This is a genomic window from Flavobacterium sp. PL12 (assembly GCF_039123485.1).
Lineage (GTDB): Bacteria > Bacteroidota > Bacteroidia > Flavobacteriales > Flavobacteriaceae > Flavobacterium > Flavobacterium weaverense.
This window is the reverse complement of the sequence record NZ_JBANDI010000001.1, coordinates 168496-191590: the sequence shown is the minus strand read 5'-3', so window position 1 is coordinate 191590 and position 23095 is coordinate 168496. Positions and strand designations below refer to the sequence as shown.

General features: G+C 32.6%; 21 protein-coding genes. 11 read left to right on the top strand and 10 right to left on the bottom strand.

The window, feature by feature from the left end; genetic code table 11:
• Positions 1 to 40: 40 nt before the first annotated feature.
• From RCH19_RS00860 to miaB, 7 genes are all read right to left on the bottom strand, one after another.
• Positions 41 to 316, bottom strand: coding sequence for a co-chaperone GroES (locus RCH19_RS00860; RefSeq protein ID WP_007137725.1), 276 nt, complete (start codon positions 314 to 316; stop codon positions 41 to 43).
• Positions 317 to 454: 138 nt separating this feature from the next.
• Positions 455 to 784 carry a preprotein translocase subunit SecG gene (secG, locus tag RCH19_RS00855; RefSeq protein ID WP_121924111.1) on the bottom strand — a complete coding sequence of 110 codons (330 nt, stop codon included), beginning with the start codon at positions 782 to 784 and terminating at the stop codon, positions 455 to 457.
• A 3-nt stretch (positions 785 to 787) separates the two neighbouring features.
• Positions 788 to 1639: a tetratricopeptide repeat protein gene (locus RCH19_RS00850; protein ID WP_343021649.1), complete on the bottom strand. Its 852-nt coding sequence runs from the start codon at positions 1637 to 1639 to the stop codon at positions 788 to 790.
• Positions 1640 to 1752: 113 nt separating this feature from the next.
• A complete protein-coding gene (locus RCH19_RS00845) occupies positions 1753 to 2256 on the bottom strand; it encodes an LptE family protein (RefSeq protein ID WP_343021648.1) in 504 nt (167 codons plus the stop codon).
• A gap of 114 nt (positions 2257 to 2370) precedes the next feature.
• Positions 2371 to 3627: a sigma 54-interacting transcriptional regulator gene (locus tag RCH19_RS00840; protein WP_343021647.1), complete on the bottom strand. Its 1257-nt coding sequence runs from the start codon at positions 3625 to 3627 to the stop codon at positions 2371 to 2373.
• A gap of 91 nt (positions 3628 to 3718) precedes the next feature.
• Entirely contained in the window at positions 3719 to 4108 is a 390-nt protein-coding gene (locus RCH19_RS00835) for a GxxExxY protein (protein ID WP_343021646.1), read from the bottom strand.
• Positions 4109 to 4165: 57 nt separating this feature from the next.
• Positions 4166 to 5611 (bottom strand): tRNA (N6-isopentenyl adenosine(37)-C2)-methylthiotransferase MiaB, encoded by a 1446-nt coding sequence (gene miaB, locus RCH19_RS00830; protein ID WP_343021645.1) that lies wholly within the window; start codon positions 5609 to 5611, stop codon positions 4166 to 4168.
• A gap of 548 nt (positions 5612 to 6159) precedes the next feature.
• On the opposite strand from miaB, the gene topA reads away from it, so the two are divergent.
• The 7 genes from topA to RCH19_RS00795 all read left to right on the top strand — a co-directional run bounded on the left by topA (position 6160) and on the right by RCH19_RS00795 (position 15813).
• Positions 6160 to 8691 (top strand): type I DNA topoisomerase, encoded by a 2532-nt coding sequence (gene topA, locus RCH19_RS00825; RefSeq protein WP_343021644.1) that lies wholly within the window; start codon positions 6160 to 6162, stop codon positions 8689 to 8691.
• A 73-nt stretch (positions 8692 to 8764) separates the two neighbouring features.
• Complete coding sequence (locus tag RCH19_RS00820; protein WP_343021643.1) at positions 8765 to 9916, top strand: formimidoylglutamase; 1152 nt, start codon at positions 8765 to 8767, stop codon at positions 9914 to 9916.
• Between the two features lie 127 nt (positions 9917 to 10043).
• Positions 10044 to 11444: a gliding motility lipoprotein GldK gene (gene gldK / locus RCH19_RS00815; protein ID WP_121924119.1), complete on the top strand. Its 1401-nt coding sequence runs from the start codon at positions 10044 to 10046 to the stop codon at positions 11442 to 11444.
• Positions 11445 to 11482: 38 nt separating this feature from the next.
• Entirely contained in the window at positions 11483 to 12130 is a 648-nt protein-coding gene (gene gldL / locus RCH19_RS00810; protein ID WP_343021642.1) for a gliding motility protein GldL, read from the top strand.
• Between the two features lie 46 nt (positions 12131 to 12176).
• The gene (gene gldM / locus RCH19_RS00805) at positions 12177 to 13718 is read left to right on the top strand and encodes a gliding motility protein GldM (RefSeq protein WP_343021641.1); all 1542 of its coding nucleotides are present in this window, start codon (positions 12177 to 12179) and stop codon (positions 13716 to 13718) included.
• A 46-nt stretch (positions 13719 to 13764) separates the two neighbouring features.
• On the top strand, positions 13765 to 14655 hold the full coding sequence (gldN, locus tag RCH19_RS00800; RefSeq protein ID WP_343021701.1) for a gliding motility protein GldN: 891 nt from the start codon (positions 13765 to 13767) through the stop codon (positions 14653 to 14655).
• A 102-nt stretch (positions 14656 to 14757) separates the two neighbouring features.
• On the top strand, positions 14758 to 15813 hold the full coding sequence (locus RCH19_RS00795) for an FAD-binding oxidoreductase (protein ID WP_343021640.1): 1056 nt from the start codon (positions 14758 to 14760) through the stop codon (positions 15811 to 15813).
• A 2-nt stretch (positions 15814 to 15815) separates the two neighbouring features.
• Here RCH19_RS00795 and RCH19_RS00790 read toward each other — a convergent pair whose 3' ends face one another.
• On the bottom strand, positions 15816 to 16199 hold the full coding sequence (locus RCH19_RS00790; RefSeq protein ID WP_121924123.1) for a DUF983 domain-containing protein: 384 nt from the start codon (positions 16197 to 16199) through the stop codon (positions 15816 to 15818).
• Between the two features lie 72 nt (positions 16200 to 16271).
• Here RCH19_RS00790 and RCH19_RS00785 point away from each other — a divergent pair, with 72 nt between their 5' ends.
• Positions 16272 to 18179 carry an ATP-binding cassette domain-containing protein gene (locus RCH19_RS00785; RefSeq protein WP_343021639.1) on the top strand — a complete coding sequence of 636 codons (1908 nt, stop codon included), beginning with the start codon at positions 16272 to 16274 and terminating at the stop codon, positions 18177 to 18179.
• Positions 18180 to 18211: 32 nt separating this feature from the next.
• Here the strand turns inward: RCH19_RS00785 and RCH19_RS00780 are convergent, their stop codons facing one another.
• Positions 18212 to 19180: an App1 family protein gene (locus RCH19_RS00780; RefSeq protein WP_343021638.1), complete on the bottom strand. Its 969-nt coding sequence runs from the start codon at positions 19178 to 19180 to the stop codon at positions 18212 to 18214.
• A 64-nt stretch (positions 19181 to 19244) separates the two neighbouring features.
• Here RCH19_RS00780 and RCH19_RS00775 point away from each other — a divergent pair, with 64 nt between their 5' ends.
• Positions 19245 to 20126: a diacylglycerol kinase family protein gene (locus RCH19_RS00775; RefSeq protein WP_343021637.1), complete on the top strand. Its 882-nt coding sequence runs from the start codon at positions 19245 to 19247 to the stop codon at positions 20124 to 20126.
• A gap of 1 nt (position 20127) precedes the next feature.
• Here RCH19_RS00775 and RCH19_RS00770 read toward each other — a convergent pair whose 3' ends face one another.
• Positions 20128 to 21276, bottom strand: coding sequence for an 8-amino-7-oxononanoate synthase (locus RCH19_RS00770; RefSeq protein ID WP_343021636.1), 1149 nt, complete (start codon positions 21274 to 21276; stop codon positions 20128 to 20130).
• A gap of 97 nt (positions 21277 to 21373) precedes the next feature.
• Between RCH19_RS00770 and RCH19_RS00765 the strand changes: the two genes are divergently transcribed.
• Both RCH19_RS00765 and RCH19_RS00760 read left to right on the top strand, forming a co-directional pair.
• Positions 21374 to 21649: a 4a-hydroxytetrahydrobiopterin dehydratase gene (locus RCH19_RS00765; RefSeq protein ID WP_343021635.1), complete on the top strand. Its 276-nt coding sequence runs from the start codon at positions 21374 to 21376 to the stop codon at positions 21647 to 21649.
• Between the two features lie 340 nt (positions 21650 to 21989).
• Positions 21990 to 22844: a Two component regulator three Y domain protein gene (locus tag RCH19_RS00760; RefSeq protein WP_343021634.1), complete on the top strand. Its 855-nt coding sequence runs from the start codon at positions 21990 to 21992 to the stop codon at positions 22842 to 22844.
• Positions 22845 to 23095: the final 251 nt, after the last annotated feature.

Genomic DNA, 23095 nt, shown 5'->3' with positions numbered 1-23095 from the left:
ATTATTATTTTAAACCTTAATTCTCCAATTATTTTATTTCTTAGATAATAGCAAGAATATCATCCTCACGCATAATCAAATAATCTTTTCCTTCTAATTTCAATTCAGTTCCAGCGTATTTTCCGTAAAGCACAGAATCTCCAATTTTTACTGTCATTGTATGTTCTTTTGTACCATTTCCAACTGCAACAACAGTTCCTTTTTGTGGTTTCTCTTTAGCTGTATCTGGAATAAAAATCCCTGACGCAGTTTTTGTTTCAGCCGCAACCGGTTCGATAAGAACTCTGTCTGAAAGTGGTTTGATGTTTAAAGCCATGATTTTATGATTTATTTTATTGTTTTATAACTATTAATGAGGTTTCAGAAATTGTGCCACCCTGCTAAAACTGACACAATTACTTAAAAAAAATGCCAGCTTTGACAAGCTGGCATTTTAAAATTTTGAATTATATTTTTATTTTGCTGCGTTTGGTACAGCAGGAGTATTTTGTACAGGAGCTACTGGTGCAGTAGAAGTTGTATTATCAATAATTTTAGAATCATTATCACTTAACGATCCAGTAAAACTTAAAGCAGAAAAAAGAATTAGAGCAATTAAAATCGTTGCTAATGTCCAAGTGCTTTTATCTAAAAAGTCAGTTGTTTTTTGTACCCCGCCCATCATTTGAGAACCACCTAATGTAGAAGATAATCCGCCACCTTTAGGGTTTTGAACCATTATAACTACGATTAATAGAAAACAAACTATAGTTATTAAAACTAAAAAAATTGAAAATGTGCTCATTGTTTAATTATTGTTATGTTGTAAAATCTTAATATCCGTTATGCGGTCTGCAAAGAAACTACTTTTTTCTGGATATTTCAAAATTAATATTTCATATGCTTGAATCGCTTTTTGATATTTTTTTTGTTCCAAATAAACGCGTGCTAGTGTCTCTGTCATAAGATATGAATTGTCCTCAGCATTTAAGTCAAAACTAACTGTAGAAGGCACTCCGTGCTTTACAGGGGAAATTTTTGGGCTGGTTTCAATAAATTTATCTATGAGTTCTAATTTCTTTCTTTTGTCAGCATCTATAATAGGAACAGGTGGAGTAACTTGAGTTTCCTTTTCTCTTTCTATAGGTTGTGTGCGCGACAATTGTAACCACTCTTGGAATGAATGTTGTTCTTTTTTCGAAAAATCTAATGGTTGTCCTATTTCGAGTTTCTCTTCTACTGCTTTAGAACTTTCATCTGTATTAGATGGTGAGGCTTCTTTTATAGAAGTTAATATCGACTGTTCAAGTTTATTAATTTTTAAATCTACTTTTTGTTCTGGAATTACTATTTCGCTGTCTGTAACGTAAATATCCATTATCTCTAGCACTTTTCTTTCGTACAAACTTTTGTCAATAGAAGTAAAGGTGTCCGATGTGATGAAATCAAATAGAATAGATCGATCAGTAGTATGAGCCGCTGTTGTCTTTAAAGCAGAATTATATTTGAAGCTACTTTGACTGTATAATCCTTTTAATTGAATAGCTCTTGCACTTTGAAAATATGGAAATTCATCCAATACCTTCTGTAAAGCATCAGTTTGCTTCTCATGAATTACGTCCGGTTTGTTAATTAAATATATATAATCAGTAACATTCATTTTTTGAGTATTCAAAGTTCGATAATCTGTAATCAATATTCTACTTCAGAAAGTCATTTATACTATCTAATTCCTTAAAAATGAAAAGAAGCAATTGCTAACTGAATAATCATTTACCATTTAGCTAATGATTCATTAAAAATATCTTGAGTAATTCTTTCAAAGATATCTTTTAGAGCCGAGTTTAAAGTTGCTCCTGCTAATTGCTGTTCCCCTGGATAATCATAATAGAAAGAGAATGATTTTTCAAAATCGTCTGTTTCTTTATTCTTATTGATGAAACGTACATTAATTCTTATAGTGAGTCGGTTTTGAGCAGCTCGTTGATCTGCTGTAGCTGTCATCGGGCTTATTCGGTAATCGACTATTTCTCCTTCATAAGATAAATCAGCGCCATTTTTAACTAAGTTTAGATTTGTTTGATTTTGTATTAAATCTTGAAGTTCTAGCGTGAATCGTCTATCAATTCCGGGTTCAATTAATTCCGCATTATTTTGGAAAAAACCAACTTGGAAAGTTTTTGCATCAATTTTACCTGTTCCGGTAAAGTTATAAACGGAGCAACTATTTGTCGCTAACGCAATAAAGATTAAGAGTAATAAATGTATTTTTTTCATAAAGTTTGGTAAAATCTTTCATTTTAAAACTATTAGTTCTACTTATCGATTTAATTTTAAGCAGTCTAAAATTGTACTTATTTCCAAAAGTAATCTTTTTTAATATTTCTAGTTTTATAAATCGAATTGCTTAATTTTTCTATATAAAGTCCGTTCAGAAATTCCAAGCTCATCAGCAGCGGCTTTTCTTTTTCCTTTATTTTTTTCTAATGATTTTTTAATCATCTCAATTTCTTTTTGTTCCAGTCGTAGAGTTTCTTCTTCCTCTATTGTTTCTGCAAAAAGGTAATTGTCATCATTCTCCTGATACAAATTATCGTTATGCTGAGCAGTAATTAAAGCGCCTCTTGGTTCTTCTTCGAAGTCGATTTCGCTATCATTTTCTTTAGAGCCATATATTTTTTTGATCAAGTTCTGATTTGTTTCCTGAACTTTAGAACTGCCGTTTTGAATCAGTTCCAATGTTAATTTTTTCAAATCATTCAAATCACTTTTCATATCAAAAAGTACTTTGTACAAAATCTCTCTTTCAGTACTAAAATCGCTTTCGCTCTTTTTATCTTTTATAACAGAAGGTAAATTACTTCCTTGCTCTGGTAAATAAGATTGCAATGTAGCAGCAGATATATCTCTATTGGTTTCTAATACCGAAATTTGCTCGGCTACATTTCGCAATTGACGAATATTACCTCCCCATCTAAATTTTTGCAACAGCGGAACTGCGCTCTCGTCTAATTTTAATGGCGGCATTTTATATTTGTGTGCAAAGTCGGCTACAAATTTTCTAAATAATAAATGTATGTCGTCTTTTCGTTCCCTTAAAGGAGGTAATACAATATCGACAGTGCTTAAACGATAATATAAATCCTCACGAAATTTCCCTTTTTCGATAGCATCAAACAAATTTACATTTGTCGCAGCAACGATTCGCACATTCGTTTTTTGAACTTGTGACGAACCCACTTTTATGAATTCACCATTTTCAAGAACACGAAGCAAACGTACTTGAGTTGTAAGCGGCAATTCACCGACTTCATCTAAAAAAATCGTTCCTCCATCAGCCACTTCAAAATAGCCTTCACGCGTATTAGTTGCACCAGTAAAAGCTCCTTTTTCATGTCCGAAAAGTTCGCTATCAATAGTTCCTTCAGGGATGGCACCGCAGTTTACTGCAATGTACTTGCCATGCTTTCTATGCGAAAGAGAATGGATAATTCTAGGAATATTTTCTTTTCCCACACCGCTTTCTCCCGCAACCAATACCGTAATATCAGTAGGAGCAACCTGAATGGCTTTTTCTATCGCACGATTAAGTTTTGGGTCATTCCCAATAATCTCAAACCGTTGTTTTATGTTTTGAACTGTTTCCATATGTCATTGCGAGGAGTTGCGCGGCACAAAGCATAGCAATCTCATTATTATTTCTTAACCACAAATTACACAAATCTTCACAAATTATGTTTTAAGTGTTTATCAGTCTTTTATGAACTAAAGATTTGTTTTGAAAGTTTGCTATTATTCCAATTGGAGTATCTGCTAACTTCATATAATTTAGGGTTTGCGCAAGATGATCATTACTAATCTCTTTTACTGATTTTACTTCTAGGATTATATCATCGTAAACGACAAAATCAGCGTAAAATTTATGAGGTAAAATAATTCCTTTGTACTCTACATTATATTCTTTTTCTCTTTTGTAAGGAATATTGTTGTTTTTAAACTCTATTTCTAAAGCGTCTTTGTAAACAATTTCTAATAATCCAGGACCAAGTATTCTATGCACTTCCATGCAAAGACCTACTATTTCATAGTTTTCATTTTTCTTGTAGTAATATTCATTAGTGTCGCTCATATTCAATTTGTATTCGAATGAATTTGCGGAAATTTGCGCAATTTGTTGTTGATTTTTTTAATTCATTTCACTCAATCCAACTGCTTCGCCCTTTAAAGTTCCGCTAGTACAACTTGTAATTTTGACATTTACAAAGTCACCAATTTTATAATTCTCCTTCGGGAAAACTACCGTAATACTTTGCGAATTCCTTCCAGAAAACTCCTCAGTTGATTTTTTCGAAACTTTCTCCACTAAAACTTCTACTGTTTGTCCGATAAATTCTTCAGAGCGGAACCAAGCGTGTTTTTGTTGGAGATCCACAATTTCTTGTAATCTACGTGCTTTCGTTTCTTCGGGCACGTCGTCCTCCATTTTTCTTCCTGCCAATGTTCCCGGACGTTCCGAATACGAATACATATAACCAAAATTATATTTCACGTATTCCATCAAACTCAAAGTGTCTTGGTGATCTTGCTCCGTTTCTGTTGGAAAACCAGAAATCATATCTTGTGAAATGGAACATTTAGGAATAATATTTCTTATTTTATCTATCAAAGTCATGTATTCTTCGCGACTGTGCAAACGATTCATTTCCTTCAAAATTCGATTACTTCCGGATTGAACAGGTAAGTGAATGTGCTTACAGATATTAGGATGCTTTGCGATAACATGCAAAATGCTTTCGTGCATATCTTGTGGATTCGAAGTTGAAAATCGGATTCTCATTTTTGGAAAACCCACAGCAACCATTTCGAGCAATTGATCAAAATCTACTGCTGTAGCTTTTTGGATTTCAGATGCATTTGTAAAATCTTTTTTCAATCCGCCACCATACCATAAATAACTATCAACGTTTTGACCTAAAAGTGTAATTTCCTTAAAACCTTTGTCCCACAAATCCTGAATTTCTTTCATTATACTTTGCGGTTCGCGGCTGCGTTCTCGACCGCGAGTAAAAGGCACTACGCAAAATGTACACATATTATCACAACCACGTGTGATGGAAACCAAAGCTGTGATTCCGTTGCTCATTAATCGAACAGGAGAAATATCGCCGTACGTTTCGTCTTTTGACAAGATCACGTTTATTGCGTCTCTTCCTTCTTCAACTTCACTCAATAAGTTTGGTAAATCTTTGTAGGCATCAGGACCTACAACGAGATCTACTATTTTTTCTTCATCTAAGAATTTTTCTTTCAAACGCTCTGCCATGCAACCTAAAACTCCAACTTTCATTTTTGGATTAATACGTTTTACAGCATTGTATTTTTCAAGTCTTTTACGAATTGTTTGCTCTGCTTTATCTCTTATGGAGCAAGTGTTTACTAACACTAAATCAGCTTCCTCAAGTTTTTGCGTAGTATTGTAACCATTGCTCGATAAAATGGAAGCTACAATCTCACTGTCCGAAAAATTCATCGCACAGCCGTAACTTTCTATAAATAGTTTTTTAGTATTCTCCGGTTTATGTTCTAGGACGAGACTTTCGCCTTGTTTGCTTTCTTCAATAATCTTTTCCATCCGCTAATTTAAAGTGCAAATATAAGCGAATTCAAATAAATATGACAAGATGTCAGACTAAGAATTAACAAAACTTAAGGGAATTGATTAGGTGCCGCTGTAAAGGATCGATAATCATAAATTGTTAATCAAAAACTTAAAATAATTTGTTCCTATTTTAAGCTTTCTGCTTCAATCTTGACCTTTGGCGGCTCAATAAAAAATTATGTCTCCAAAGTTCCAGATATAACTTTCTTGATTTGATTTTCTAAAACAGTAAATTTTTACTTTTTAGTTTTGGACTTTTTACTTAAAATGAAATTCAATGAACTCTTATGAAAATAAATGCAGAGTGAAGTAATCTGGGCTATAAAAGTTGTATCGGTATAGAATTAGAAGTTCACAAGTATTTTTCGTAAACCTATAGTTATAGGTTTAACTATTTCAAAAAAAATTTTGAATTTAATACATCTTAAACCATCATTTCAGGGCTTATTTTGACTTTTAAAATTTTAAAAACTCAAAATTTAAAAAAATCATATACTTTTGCGGACACAAACAAAAGGGATATGGCAAAGAATTTAGTAATAGTAGAGTCACCAGCAAAGGCAAAAACAATCGAGAAATTTTTAGGAAGTGATTTTCAAGTGGAGTCCAGTTATGGACATATTGCCGACTTGCCTTCAAAGGAAATTGGGGTGGATGTGGAAAATGGTTTCAAACCTAAATACGAAGTTTCTGCTGATAAAAAGGCTTTGGTTACTAAATTAAAAGGACTAGCTAAAAAAGCCGATATGGTTTGGCTAGCAAGTGATGAGGATCGCGAGGGTGAAGCTATTTCTTGGCATTTAGCCGAAGAATTAAAATTAGATAAATCGAAAACAAAACGAATTGTATTTCACGAAATTACAAAAAACGCTATTCTAAAAGCGATTGATAATCCACGTGAAATAGATTATAATTTAGTAAACGCACAACAAGCACGACGAGTGCTTGACAGATTAGTGGGTTACGAATTGTCTCCAGTTTTATGGAGAAAAATTAAAGGCGGACTTTCTGCAGGACGTGTGCAATCCGTTTCTGTTCGCTTGATAGTGGAGCGTGAAAGAGAAATACAGAATTTTATTGCTGTAGCAACTTATTCTGTTGTGGCTGAATTCACTAATGAAGCTGGAAAGTCATTTAAAGCAAAATTGCCAAAGAATTTTAGCACTAAAAAAGAAGCTGAAGATTTTTTAAGTAAAAATATTGGCTCTACATATAAGGTAGCGGATTTAGAAACGAAACCTACTAAAAAATCTCCAACAGGACCTTTTACAACTTCGACTTTGCAACAAGAAGCAGCACGTAAATTGTATCTTCCGGTTGGAATTACGATGCAATTAGCCCAACGTTTATACGAAGCTGGACTTATTACGTATATGAGAACGGATAGTGTAAATCTTTCTAAAGATGCTATGGAGGCGGCTCAAGCTGAAATTATTAAATCTTATGGTAAGGAATTTTCTAAGCCAAGAACTTTTGTTAATAAAAGTAAAGGTGCTCAGGAAGCGCACGAGGCAATTCGTCCTACGGATATGTCACGTCATACTGTAAATATCGATAGAGATCAAGCACGTTTGTACGACTTGATTTGGAAAAGAACATTGGCTTCGCAAATGAGTGACGCCCAATTAGAACGTACAAACGTGAAAATTGAAGCAAATAATCATGGAGAAATATTCTCAGCTTCTGGTGAGGTTTTACTTTTTGAAGGTTTCCTAAAAGTATATCTTGAAGGAAACGATGATGACGATGAAGAGCAAGAAGGAATGTTGCCAGCGATGAAAGTTAATGAAAAGTTGCAAAATAATTATATTACGGCTACCGAGCGTTATTCTCGTGCAGCAGCAAGATATACTGAAGCTTCTTTAGTGAAGAAGTTAGAGGAATTAGGTATTGGTCGTCCTTCTACTTATGCGCCAACAATTTCTACGATTATCAATAGGAATTATGTCGAGAAAGGAAATCTTGACGGTCAAGAACGTAATTACACCCAACTTACTTTGCAATCAGGAAAAGTAGGAGAGAAGTTGTTAAAAGAAAATACAGGTTCTGATAAAGGAAAATTAGTTCCTACAGATATTGGAACAATCGTTACTGATTTCTTGGTAAAGAATTTCGGAAATATATTAGATTACAATTTCACTGCTAAGGTCGAACAAGATTTTGATGAAATTGCTGAAGGAAATGTAGACTGGGCAGTGATGATGAAAGAGTTTTACGATCAATTTCATCCAAATGTAAAAGATGTTGAAGCAAACGCTGAAAGAGAAAGTGGTGAAAGAATTCTTGGGACAGATCCGAAAACAGGGAAGCCTGTTTCAGTACGTTTAGGGAAGTTTGGACCTATGGCTCAAATTGGAGCAGCAGATGACGAAGAGAAAAAATTCGCTAGTTTGATGAACGACCAAAATATTGGAAACATCACTTTAGAAGAAACTTTAAATTTATTTTTGTTACCAAAGAATCTTGGAAACTATAAAGAGGAAGAAGTTGAGGTTAGTAATGGTCGTTACGGTCCTTACATTCGTCACGGAGCAGCTTTTGTTTCTTTGCCAAAAGGGGAGAATCCTTTGGATGTAGATTTTGATCGAGCAAAAGAGTTAATTGATGAAAAAGCACTTGCTGACGCACCAATTGCTATCTATAAAGGAGAAGGAGTTCAAAAGGGTGTGGGTCGTTTTGGCGCGTTTATCAAATGGGACGGTTTGTTTATAAATGTGAGTAAAAAGTACGATTTTGATAATTTATCGCAGTCAGATATCGAGGCGTTAATCGAAGATAAATTGCAGAAAAATATTGATAAGGTTTTACACAACTGGGAAGACGAAGGAATTTTAGTTGAAAAAGCACGTTGGGGACGTTCTGTAATTACTAAAGGTAAAATCAAAATTGAACTTAGCAAAGAAGTTGACGCTGCAAAATTAACACTTGAAGAAGTTCAAGAAATGATTGCTAAGAAAACACCTGCTAAAAAAGTAGCTGCTAAAAAAGCGCCAGCAAAGAAAGCAGTTACTAAGAAACCAGCAGCAAAGAAGGCTGTTGCAAAAAAGAAGTAGTAATTCATCGCTCAAAACATCTTGTCATATTAAGCTAGCCCAAGGTTTGCTGACTGGATAAAAAAATAACTAAATGGAATTTGATTTTCTACAACCTATTGACGACGAAATCCTAGAATATATAAGTGGATTGACTTCTCAGCAATTAGGAAGCAAAATTGTTCTGCACACCGATGAACAATTTCCTGATTTAAACAAAATTAAGATTGCAATTGTGGGTGTTTTCGATAATAGAGGAGATAAAAACGCAATCTCGGATATCGATTTAATCCCTATTCGAAAAGAATTGTACGGTCTGTTTCCTGGAAACTGGGACTCGTCTATCGCTGATTTAGGAGATATTTTAGCTGGTGATTCTATCCAAGATACTTATTTTGCAGTTAAAAAAGTTATTGCAAGTTTAATTAAGAAAAAAATTATTCCAATCGTAATTGGCGGTTCTCAAGATCTAACTTATGCTATTTATAGAGGTTATGATGACCTAGAACAGATGGTAAACTTAGTTTCTATTGATAATAAATTTGATTTTGGTAAAGAAAATGAAGATGTTTCTGCAACTTCTTATTTGACGCAAATAATTATTGACGAACCTAACAATCTTTTTAACTACTGTAACATCGGTTATCAAACCTATTTTAATTCGCAAGAAGAAATAGATTTAATTGAGAAGTTATATTTTGATGCTTATAGACTAGGCGAAGTTTCAAATAATATTTCCATTTCAGAGCCCGTTTTTAGAGACGCTGATGTTGTTAGCATTGATTTAAACTCCATTAAATCCTCTGATTCTGGTAATTTTGTTTTATTTCAACCTAATGGATTTAACGGTAAAGAAATATGTTCTTTAGCTCGTTATGCTGGAATTAGTGATAAAGTTTCCTCTTTTGGAATATTCAACCATAATAATTTAGCACAAGAATCAGTCATTATTGCTCAGATAATTTGGTACTTTATTGAAGGATATCATTATCGTTCGAATGAATATCCATTTGGAAGTAAAGAGAATTATTTGAAATACATTGTGCCTCTAGAAGAGCAGGAACTTGTTTTTTATAAAAGCGACAAAACGGATCGCTGGTGGATAGAAATTCCATTTATTTCAAATGTTAATAATAAACTAAAAAGAAATACGTTATTACCATGTTCTTACGATGAGTATTTATTGGCGTGCAATCAAGAATTACCTGAAAGATGGTGGAAAGCACAAAGAAAAAACATCGTTTAGAGCAGTTTTTTGCTTATTTATTACTCTTTTATAAAAAATATTTTGTTTACTTCAAAAAAATTGTTTTTTTAAAAAAAAATAAATAGGTTTACAGCCTTAAAAATAATGAATAGATAACCAAACTTACATGAAGAAGTTCATAGCTTTTGCGACAATTTTAACCCTTATAATTGGCTGTGGTAAATCAAGCGATAAAGGAGAATTAGTTGGTATTAATGGAGGAAAATGGCATCCTGAAAAGCCATACGGAATGGCATTAATTCCAGGTGGTGCTTTTATTATGGGTAAATCAGATGCTGATTTAGCTAACGTAGAAGATGCTCCTACTAAAACTGTTACTGTTCGTGCATTTTACATGGATGAGACAGAAATCACTAATAGTGAGTACCGTAAATTTGTGGAATGGGTTAAAGATTCAACGATAAGAGTTCGTTTAGCTATTCTTGCTGACATGAATGGAATGACACCGGGTACAGGAAAAGGTAAAAATGCAGCCGGTATTGGTGATTTTGCTTTTGATGATTCTGATCCTACTAAGATGACTCCATACGACAAATACATGTATGACAACTACTATAGTATTGGAACCGCAGATGATGAATACGCTGGTAGAAGGTTGAACAAAAAGATAAAATTAATCAAGGATACTAAGTTATATCCTGATGAATATTATACGGAAGTGATGGATTCTATGTATATTCCTATTGAAGAATCATACAATGGTTTACGTACAATTGACGTAAATAAATTGAAGTTTAGATATTCTTGGATGGATATTCAAGCTGCTGCTAAAGCAAAAGTAGGAAAGAGAAAAGATTTTATTAAAACAGAAGAAGTGAAGATTTATCCTGATACAACAGTTTGGATTAAAGATTTCTCTTACTCTTATAATGAGCCAATGCACAACGATTATTTCTGGCACCAAGCATATGGTGATTATCCAGTTGTAGGTGTAAAATGGACTCAAGCAAAAGCTTTTTGTTCATGGAGAACCTTGTACAAAAACTCATATATCAAATCAAAGAAAAAAGGACGTGATTTAGTAAATAGCTTCAGACTTCCTACAGAAGCAGAATGGGAATATGCTGCTAGAGGCGGATTAGAGTCTGCGACTTATCCATGGGGTGGTCCTTATACTAAAAATGATAGAGGTTGCTTTCTTGCCAACTTCAAACCAAACAGGGGAGATTACGCAGCTGATGAGGCTTTATACACTGTAGAAGCTAAATCGTATGATCCTAATGGATACAATCTGTATAATATGGCAGGAAATGTCTCAGAGTGGACGGATTCTTCTTATGATTCAAATGCTTACGAATATGTTTCTTCAATGAATCCAAATGTTCAGGATGCTTCCAATAAAAGAAAAGTTCTTCGTGGAGGATCATGGAAAGATGTTGCTTATTTCCTACAAGTAAGCACTAGAGATTATGAGTATGCTGATTCAGCGAGAAGTTATGTTGGTTTTAGGACAGTTCAGGATTACATGGGAGTTCAAACTACTGGAAACGGAAAAAAGAAGAAATAACAAACCAAATCTATTAAAATAAAAAAACACAAACTATTATGGCATTATTAAGCAAAAAAGCGATGAATTTCGCGTACGGTATGGGAGCGGCAGTTGTTATTATTGGAGCTTTATTCAAAATTACCCATATTGAATTTGGAGTCTTAACAGGAAACTTAATGCTTACGATAGGATTGGTTGTTGAAGCGGCAATTTTTGCTCTTTCTGCTTTCGAACCTGTTGATAAAGATTTGGACTGGACTTTAGTGTATCCAGAATTAGCAAATGGTCAAGCTAGACCAGCGGCTAAAAAAGTTGAAGCGGTTGCTGAAACTCAGGGAATGTTGTCTCAAAAATTAGACGCAATGTTAAAAGATGCTAAAATAGACGGTGAATTGATGGCTAGTTTAGGAAATAGTATTAAAAACTTTGAATCAGCTGCTAAAGGAATTGCTTCAACTGTTGACTCAATTGCTTCTACAAAAAAATACAGTGAAGAATTGACTTTGGCTGCAGCCCAAATGGAATCTTTAAATAGCTTGTATAAAATACAATTACAAAGCGCTTCAAGAAATGCTCAAATCAATGAAGAAGTTGCTGAGAATAATTTAAAATTAAAAGACCAAATGCAGTCTTTAACTTCTAACTTATCGTCTTTAAACAACGTGTATGGTGGAATGCTTTCTGCAATGAATAACAAAGGATAATTAGTTTCAAACTATAATTAAACAATAAACTAATTACTTAGAAAATATGGCAGGAGGAAAACTAACCCCTAGACAGAAGATGATAAACCTAATGTACTTGGTTTTTATCGCAATGTTAGCATTAAATATGTCCAAAGAAGTTTTGTCAGCTTTTGGATTAATGAATGAAAAATTTGAGAGTTCAAACTCTTCAGCTGAATTATCAAACATGCAAATGTTAGCTGGTTTAGATGCTAAAGCTGCTGAAGCAGGTGGAGAATTTACTGCAGCTTCAGCTACCGCACATAAAGTCGAAACAATTACTAAGGACTTTTACGACTATATCGCTAAAATAAAAGCAGATGTACTAGTTGGTACTGAAGTTGATCCTGAAACTGGTAAATTACCTTACGAGGCAATGGATAAAGGTGATAATATCGATAACTTATGGTTTAGTCCTGCGGGATATTCTGCTAAAGGGAACGAAGTTATAGCTACAATTGAAAAGTACAAAGCAGATATGAAGTCGGCTTTAGGTGATAATAAAAAATTGTCTGCAATTATTGCAGAAGTAGAAAGCAAGTTTGACCTTTCTAAAGTTAAAAATAAAGATGGTGTAGCTATTGATTATTTAGATTACCATTTTAAAGGTTTTCCAGCTGTAGCTTCATTAGCGAAATTGTCTGCTTGGCAAAATGATGTTAAGAAATCAGAGACTGATGTTTATAATACTTTATTAGGTAAAGCTGCTGTTGCTGCTGCATCTTATAGTAATTACGAAGCAATCGTGGTTCTAGATAAAAGTGCTTATTTTCAAGGGGAAAAAGTTACGGGTAAAGTGGTTTTAGGTCGTTATGATAAAAATACTAAACCAACTTCTTTTTCAGGTCCTGGACAAATTGTAAACGGCCAAGCTGTTATTGCAATGACTGCTGGAAGCGTGGGTGAGCAAACAATAAATGGTCAATTCACTTTTATGGAAGATGGAAAAAATATTCCATTAAAATTTAAAGGAAACTATGTTGTTGTTCCTAAACCAAATTCTGCAACTATTTCTGCAGATAAAATGAATGTAGTGTATAGAGGTGTTGTTAATCCAATGACAATTTCTTTTGCTGGTGTTTCAAGTGATAAAGTTAGTGCTTCTGCTCCGGGATTAAGTTCTGCAGGTGGAGGTAAATATAGAATGAGTCCTGGTGGCGGAGATGAAGTTATTATCAATGTAAGTGCAACTCTAAACGACGGTTCTAAAGTATCGGATAGAAAAGCATTTAGAATCAAAGGTATTCCTGGTCCTACTGGAACAATTAGAGGCGAAATGGGTGTTGTAAAAGGACCTAAATCAAATCTTGAAATTGCAACTATTGGAGCTAAATTGGTTGATTTTGATTTTGAAGTTGGCTTAGATGTTGTTGGATTTAATCTTAAAATTACTGGCCAACCTACTGTTGTTGTTCAAGGCGATAGATTGAATGCACAATGTAAAGCGGTACTGTCAAAAGCAGGAAGAGGAGACCAAGTTACTATTTCTGAAATTAAAACAAAACTTGTTGGAGCAGGTAGTTATTTACTGCCACGAACTGCACCGGTAATTTTTGAAATACAATAATTAGTAGATTTTTAAATCTACTTAACTATCTTATAAAGATAAAATGATGAACGTAAGAAACTTTTTTATTGCTATTATCTCCATTACGGGAAGTTTAGCTTCATTTGGGCAATCAAATTTGCTTAATGCAAAAACTCCGAGCGAAATAGGGATTAAATCTGCTGCACAACTTGATGCTGATAATGATAAGCCATTAGCTTATGGTTATGTTGAAGATCGAGATGTGTTGATGGGTAAAACAGTTTGGGAGATTATTGACTTAAGTGAAAGAATAAATTTTGCTTTATATTTTCCAATCGATGCTGCAAATATCGGTCCAGATAGAAGGTCGCTGTATGACGTTTTAACTAAGGCAATGAAGAATGGTGAAATTACAGAAGTTTATACTGATAGTTATTTTAACACTAAAAAATCATTACAAGATATTGAAGGTTCTCTATCACGAATCGATACTACTGATGCAGGAAGAGAGCAAATTAATGCAGGAAAAAAAGTTTCTGAAGAGTACGTTTTGAGACAAGATTTGACTGCTGCAGATGTTACTCAGTACAAGATAAAAGGATATTGGTATTTTGATAAACGTCAAAGTGAATTAAAATATAGATTATTAGGTATTTGTCCTGTGACTCCAGACGTTTATTCTATGAATAGTGAGGAGAAAGATTATATCGAATTGTTTTGGGTGTTTTTCCCAGCCGCAAGAGATGTTTTACATACTGCAAAAGCATTTAATGACAAGAACTCTGCGATGCCAATTTCATTTGACCAAATCCTTAATTCTAGACGTTTTAACAGTGTTATTTATAAAGAAGAAAATGTATACGGAGATAGAAGTATTGATGAATACATGAAAGATAATGCTCAAAATCAGCTATTAGAATCTGAAAGAGTAAAAGATAAAATTAGAAACTTTGAATCTGATATGTGGAATTACTAATGTAGTTTCAGCAATTATAAATTAAAGCTCTTACTGTTGCAGTAAGAGCTTTTTTATTTTAATAAACTTACCTTTGTCTCTCTCTAAAATATAGTATTAAAAATGATTGATTATTTAATTGTTGGTTGCGGTTTAGCAGGAATTTCTTTTGCAGAGATGGCTTTAGAAAATGGAAAATCAATTTTGGTTTTTGATAATGACTCTCAAAATTCTTCAAAAATTGCAGGTGGATTATATAATCCAGTCATCTTAAAACGCTTTAGTGAGGTTTGGAAAGCGCAGGAGCAATTAGTTCTAATGGATGATTTTTATCCTCGGATAGAGAAAAAAATTAATTGCACAGTTGATTTTAAAACTCCGATCCTTAGAAAGTTTTTCTCAGTGGAAGAACAAAATAATTGGTTTGCTGCTTCTGATAAAATTGCTCTAGCACCTTTTTTATCTACTGATATAATCACAAAAAAGTATAAAGGTATTGATTCTCCTTTTGGATATGGAGAAGTGCTACAAACCGGATATGTGGATACTGCATTACTTTTAAAAAAGTATAAAGAATACTTGAAGGAAAACAATTGGTTACAGCAAGAAAGTTTCAATTACGATTTATTACATTTTGAGGAAGGTTATGCTTCTTATAAAGACATCAAAGCTAAACATATTATTTTCGCAGAAGGTTTTGGTATGCATTCAAATCCATATTTTAATGAATTGCCTCTAGATGGTACTAAGGGCGAACTTTTCATTATAAAAGCGCCACAGCTATCTTTAGATATCATTGTCAACACTAGCGTTTTTATTCTCCCTTTAGGCAATGATTTATTTAAAGTTGGAGCTACTTATAATTGGCAAGACAAAACTGACTTACCCACAGACGAAGGCAAAGCGGAATTAATTGATAGAATAAAAGAGATTATCACTTGCGACTTCCAAATTATTTCGCACTTTGCAGGCGTTCGACCTACTGTTAAAGATAGAAGACCTTTGATAGGAACGCATTCAAAATATAAAGCAATGCATCTTTTAAATGGCTTAGGAACAAGAGGAGTGATGCTAGGTCCAGCGATGGCCAAAGCATTATTTGATTTTATTGAATATCAAACACCATTAGATATTTCGGCTGATATAAATCGCTTTTTAAATAAGAAGACTAAAAAATAATCTTATTTCTTATTTGTTTTTGGATCATAAGATACAAACATGTTGATGTATATGTTTCTTGCCCAACGTAAAACGATTGGAAATGATAAAATCATTGAAGCAACAATTGCGATAAACGCGACTTTCAGGCTTGAGCCAAAGATTAAAAAAGAAATAATAAAAGCTGCGATTCCGATACCAACATTTAAACCATAACTAACATACATCGCGCCGTAAAAAAAGGAAGGCTCGATCTGGTATCTTAAACCACAATGACTGCAATTTTCATGCATTTTTAATATTTTACCCAAATGAAGTACGTTTTGATCTAAATACATACTCTCATTCTGACATTTAGGACAAGTTCCTGTTAAAATACTATTTAATTTGGATCCTTTTTTTAACATTTGCAAAAAATTTAATTTTTCCTTTTTGGAGTTACAAATTTACGGATTCAAAAAGGAATAAAATCACAATACATGCTTAATATACACAATTTATCTGTTTCTTTTGGTGGTACTTATTTATTTGAGGAAGTTACCTTCCGATTGGGTGCCGGAGACAGAGTTGGTCTTGTTGGAAAAAATGGAGCAGGGAAATCTACAATGCTTAAAATATTAGCAGGAGATTTCAAACCTGATTCAGGTCAGATCGCGACTGAAAAGGAAGTTCGTATGGGATTTCTTCGTCAAGATATCGATTTTGAGCAAGGTAGAACTGTTTTGGAAGAAGCATACGAAGCTTTTACAGATATAAAAATTGTTGAAAATAAATTAGCAGAAATAAATCACTTGTTAGTTACTCGTACCGATTATGAGAGTGAGGAATACAGTCAAATTATTGAAGATTTATCTGATTACACACACCGTTTTGAACTATTAGGTGGATACAATTATGTGGGTGATACGGAAAAAATTCTTTTAGGTTTAGGATTTAAAAGAGAAGTTTTTGATAATCAAACAGAAACTTTTTCTGGAGGTTGGAGAATGCGTATTGAATTAGCCAAGTTATTACTTCAAGCGAATGATGTTCTATTACTGGATGAGCCTACGAATCACTTGGATATTGAGAGTATAATTTGGTTAGAAAGCTTCTTGAGAAACTATGCAGGAGTTGTTGTCATCGTATCGCACGATAAGATGTTCCTAGATAACGTTACAAATAGAACAATCGAAATTTCTCTTGGTAAAGCATATGATTTTAACAAGCCTTACTCTGAGTATCTAGAATTGCGCCATGAAATTCGTGAAAAGCAATTAGCAACACAAAAGAATCAAGCTAAAAAGATTGAAGAAACAGAAAAATTAATTGAGAAGTTCCGCGCTAAAGCTTCCAAAGCTTCTATGGCACAGTCTTTAATCAAGAAATTAGACAAAGTGGAGCGAATTGAAGTTGATGAAGACGATAATTCTGTTATGAATATTACTTTTCCAGTTTCTAAGGAACCAGGAAGAGTTGTAATCGAAGCAGAAAATGTAACAAAAAGTTACGGTGATAAAACGATATTAAAAGATATTAATCTTTTAGTAGAACGTGGAAGTAAAATTGCTTTTGTTGGCCAAAATGGTCAAGGAAAATCGACTTTTATTAAAGCGATAGTTGATGAATTTGAATATCAGGGAAATATTAAACTAGGACATAATGTACAGCTAGGTTATTTTGCACAAAATCAAGCAGAGTATCTTGATGGTGAAATAACATTGCTGCAAACAATGGAAGATGCAGCAGCAGATACGAACCGTATGAAAGTTCGCGATATGTTGGGTTCTTTCTTATTTAGAGGTGATGATGTTGAAAAGAAGGTGAAAGTGCTTTCTGGAGGTGAAAGAAACCGTCTAGCGCTATGTAAGCTTCTGTTGCAACCTATTAATGTATTGTTGATGGATGAGCCTACGAATCACCTAGATATAAAGTCTAAGAATGTTTTGAAAGCGGCGCTACAAAAATTTGGTGGAACATTACTTCTAGTTTCGCACGATAGAGATTTCTTGCAAGGAATGTCAAATCTAGTATATGAATTTAAAGATCAAAAAATAAAGGAATATTTAGGAGATATTAATTACTTCTTAGAACAACGCAATATGGAAAATATGCGCGAAGTAGAGAAGAAAGATGCTCAAAAAGCAGCTTCTCCAAAGGAAAGTAATAAGGCTTCATACGAAGAGCAGAAAAAAGGTAAAACACTGCAAAATAAATTGAGTAAAGTAGAAAGTCAAATCAAACAATTAGAAAGAGACATTCAACAAGATGATAAAATGCTAGCTTCAAACTATGATAAACATATTGAGGATGCTAAATTTTTCACTGCTTACAACAAGAAAAAAGCAGAATTAGATAAATTACTTCTCGACTGGGAATTAGTTCAAGAAGAAATAGAAAATGCATAGTAATTAAGAGTCCTAAAAGGGACTCTTTTTTTTTATTCTATAATTCCAATAGATCTTGAGTGTTCGATTGCTTCACTACTATCTTTAAAGTAGCAAACGGAAACATTAAGAGACTCTAAATTTTCTAAAACTGTTATAACTTTTTCTTTCCTTGTACTTCCTGTTTGTCTAATGTAAACGGCCTTCACCGTGACAGGAAATATTTTGCAAATTGCTTCGTATAGAAATGCGTCCTGCTGAGAGTCATCACCTAAAAGTATATATTGTAAATTAGGATAAAATTCTAGTAAGTGTTTTACCTTTTCAAATTTGTGATTGTGATCTCCTCTGCCAGTCCATAAAAAATCTTTTAAGCTTGTTTTAATATCTTTAAGTAATAAAACCGCTTTTGGAAGATTATGAATTTGAGTGAATTTTTTAATAAAATAGTATAAGTTCCATTCACTGCTAGAAACATAGAAAAATACATTGAGTTCATTTTTATTTTCTCTTTTTGCAGTACTTAAAGCTTGGTAGTGAGCAACAACATCAGTGTAAACTTTTCTCTTGTCTATATTTTTAAATAGAAGAATGTATAATTTTTTTAACGGACTTTTAGTGTGCGAAATTAAAAAGGTATCGTCAATATCTGAAATGATTCCTAAATTTCCTTTGTGAGGTCTGATGTAGCTTTCAGTTGTACTAATTACTTCTCCATTGTGAACAATGCTCACTTCATAATTAATCCAACCATAAATGTTATTTTGATCTAGTGGAACACAAAACTTAAAGTAGCCATCATTAAGTGTTTTAGTATGGATTTTAGTATTGCAATGCTCTAAGTAAACATCCGCATTGCTTTGTGTTTTTATTCGAAATAATTTAATAATTGATCTAGCATTTTTAAACTTTTTTTTCTGAAAATTATATTCTTCAATAGTTGTAGGCTTGAAAACGTGACCCATGACAATTAATTCTTGTTCATTTGCGTAACCTCGATATAATTTTAAAATTGGTTTCATATATTGCATTACTTTTGAAAGAAAATGAATTTAAAGATTTTTAATCAATAAAACAGAATAAATTTTGAAAAATAATATGATCCTTGTTGTCAATCCTATTTCGGGAGGCCTAGATAAAGCTGAGCTTGTTGACGCTGTTACCGAATTTGCAGAGAATGAAAACGTGAATTTAATTATTTATAATACTACTGGTGATTCAGATATTGAGAAGATAAAGGTATTAAATACCACACATAATCCAAAACGAATTCTTGTTGCAGGTGGAGATGGAACTATTAAAATGGTTGCAGAAGCCACTGAACATACAGATGTCATTATTGGCATTTTACCTGCAGGTTCTGCTAATGGTTTAGCTGTTGATCTGAATTTACCAAAAACTTTAGAAGAGAATCTGCTTATTGCTTTTAAAAACCATTACATGGAAATGGATATGATTTCCATCAACGGAAAAAAGAGTATTCATCTTAGTGATTTAGGTCTCAATGCTGAAATGATAAAGAACTATGAAAACAGTACAATACGCGGTAAGCTAGGGTATGCACTGCAAACTGTTAATACATTAATAGATTTAGATGATCCATTTGTTGTAACTATTACTGGCGATTTTCCAACATTAGAATGTGAAGCACGTATGATTGTAGTTGCTAATTCTCAAAAATATGGAACAGGCGTCTCTATAAATCCAAATGGAATAATGGACGACGGAAAGTTTGAATTAGTGGTTTTAAAAAATATGGATTTGCTGGTTTTAGGCAAAATTATTTCAGGAAATATGCCACTAGATAGCAATGATGTAGAAATTATTTCTACTGATAAAGCGCTAGTAACAACAAATGTTCCTGTGAGTTTCCAGATTGATGGTGAATATTGTGGCGCTGAAAATAAATTAAATATTGAAATTCTTCCAAAGCAATTAAAAGTCGCTATTCCTAAAACAGTTAACTAAATCATTTGAATGGATTGCGTTCCTGCCATATACTTTCTGGTTCTAAATATTTAAATATTTTAGACATATAGGGATTCACTAGTGAATTGCTATGCGATATAAGTCCATACATTTTTACTGGTTTTGCGCCTACAGAACTTTTAATTTCGAGTGCAGTTCGAGCAAAAATAATTTCATTAAAATTTTTATTTATAGAATAAGCAACCATGTCGTAAAGCATATTTAAATATAACATGTGTTCTCTCTGGATCATATCATCATAACCTAAAAAGTAGGTGTCCATTATGTCACCATTTTTAATTAAGGTATTAAAACCAATAAGCTTATCGCCAATAAAATAGCCGTAAAAAAGAAATTTATCTTGGAAGATTTCCTTGAAAACTCTAAAGTGATTTTTAGGTAAAAAGAAGGTGTTAAAAGGAGCGTTCTTAGCAACATGAAAATACAAATTATAAATCACATCTTCCCTAGCAATTATCTCCTCTAAGCTCAGTTTTCGTTTTTCAATTCCATTTGCTTTTTTACGGGCTCGTTTATATTGATCTCTATATTTCTTAGATAGAGAATCAATATAGTTTTGTTCAGATTTCCAATTCTCACTAATTGAAAAAATCATATTTGGTTGCGTAGAAAACTGATATTCGTTTTTGAATTCGGGTAATGAGAATTTCTGAATTTCTTCTTTACTGAAATCTTTATAAGTAGTAATATGTATAGTGATTCCTTTAGATTTAAAAATCTTTTTCAGTTCTACTGTCGCGGCATGTAAGGTTTGAACTGCTTTTTGTTCATTCGTTCCTTCTAATAAAGAATACGAATTTTGTCCCGTCAACATGTTATTTCCTACAACTAAAACTTGCGAAGCGAAATTTCTAAAAACAATATTTCTAACGGTAGTTTTGATGCATTTATCTCGCTCTCCAAAAGATTCTAGTTTATTTAAATCTAGAAATTGTGATACAGCAATACCAATTAAATTTTCATTTTCGAAAAGGCCAATAAAATGACAAATCATATTACTAGGAGAAGATTGCTCTAAAACTTGCAGATAATTTAGTGACAAAAAAATGGTTGAAGTTGCTAAATCGCTCCAATTTGATGGAAGTTCAGTAGTAGAATTATAAATTTTAAAGGAGTAAGCAGTATTCAAGTTAATCAAAGATGTTTTTTCAAAATTAAACAATAAAGTTAATATATTTTATGTTGTCTCGAAAATAACTAACTTTATAAAAATAAAAAAAAATATTATGAAAGCATTTACAGAAGAAGCGGTTAAAAAAGAATTGTCTGAATTGAAAGATTGGAAATTTGCAGATAACGGAATCGAAAAAAAGTTTAAATTTTCGGATTTTTCCAATGCTTTAGGTTTTATAGTGCAAGTAGGTTTGCTTGCAGAGAAAAATAACCACCATCCAGAATTATTTAATGTATACAATAAAGTTAATATTCGCCTAACTACGCATGATGCAGATGGCGTAACTAAAATGGATATTGATTTAGCCAAAAGTATAGATAAAATCTAAATTTAATTTTAAGGTGTCAAAAAAGGCAGATAGTACTCAGGTTTTTTATAATTTCTGAAGCCTTTGTTTCGCACTTCATTCTTTGAATATTTAAAAATTAATAAAAAAAATGTATTAAAAAAGACAGCGGAAGCAGATTTTTATGAAGTTGAGTACCTGTTTAAAGTTTGATGATTTAAATGGTTATTTCTATTAGCAGATTGCTATTAAGCAAATTACAATTTAACTTTGTAAGTAATTTCTTTTTTTAAAATATTAAATTGTGTAGTTCGTCGACTTTATTTGTTGATTACCGAGAATCTGATTATTTTTATTGTGTTCTAAAGAAATAAATCAGATCATGAAAAATATAACTACTCTTTTATTAACCATCGTATTTTCGTTTTCAATGGTTGCGAATGTATCTCCAGCAGAAAAAGATGCGTTGGTAAAACTATACGAATCGACAAATGGAAAACAATGGAATTCCAAGTGGGATTTATCTACTCCAGTTTCTGAGTGGTATGGTGTGAGAGTGCAGGACGACAAAGTGATTTCACTTAATTTATCAAATAATAATTTAGTGGGTCAGATCCCAGTAGAGATTAGTAATTTAATAAATCTTCAAGTGCTTGATTTGCATAAAAATCAATTAGCTGGAGTTATTCCTTCCTCTATTGGACAATTAACTCAAATGAAGGTTTTAGATCTTTCTTTCAATAAACTAGCTGGAGCAATTCCTTCATCTATTTGTGAAATGAGTAATCTAACTGATTTACAATTATATATGAATACTTTGACTGGCGAGATACCAGTAGAAATAGGATCTTTGAAAAACCTTGAAATTTTATCTTTGTTCAATAATGAGTTACAAGGAAATATTCCAAATTCTCTGTACGCAATGACTGCAATGAAAACGCTTTTATTGAATAGCAACAAATTGGTTGGTACTTTAAGCCCAGATGTAAAGAAATTAGTAGCTCTTGAAAATTTTAGTTTGTTTGATAATGAAATGAATGGTTCAGTACCGTTTGAGTTAGAGAAATTAAATAACTTAAAGGAAATGAATATTTCATATAATAAATTTAGAGGTTTTGTCTCTAAAGATTTGGCTATATTAGATACTTTGAATATGACAATGCTTAATGATGAAGGTATTGCAGTTTTACTAAATGTTAAAGCAGATAGAAGTACTGCTATAGCTTCTGAGGATTAATTTATAATGTAATAAAGGATAGTAGTTTTATTTCAATAATAATTAGTTGGTTTTAGAATTTCATTTTTTTAAACTTAGTTAGTAAAAACCTGTTAAGCAAATTGCTCAACAGGTTTTTTTCTTACAAGAAGTTTTGAGCGACAGGCGATTCTTAAATGATTTAGTGCTATAATATTCTAGTAAGTAATTTTCTATCGGCTTAATAATCGAACTTTTTTTTCTACCTAAAATAAATTTTCATGCTTTAGCCC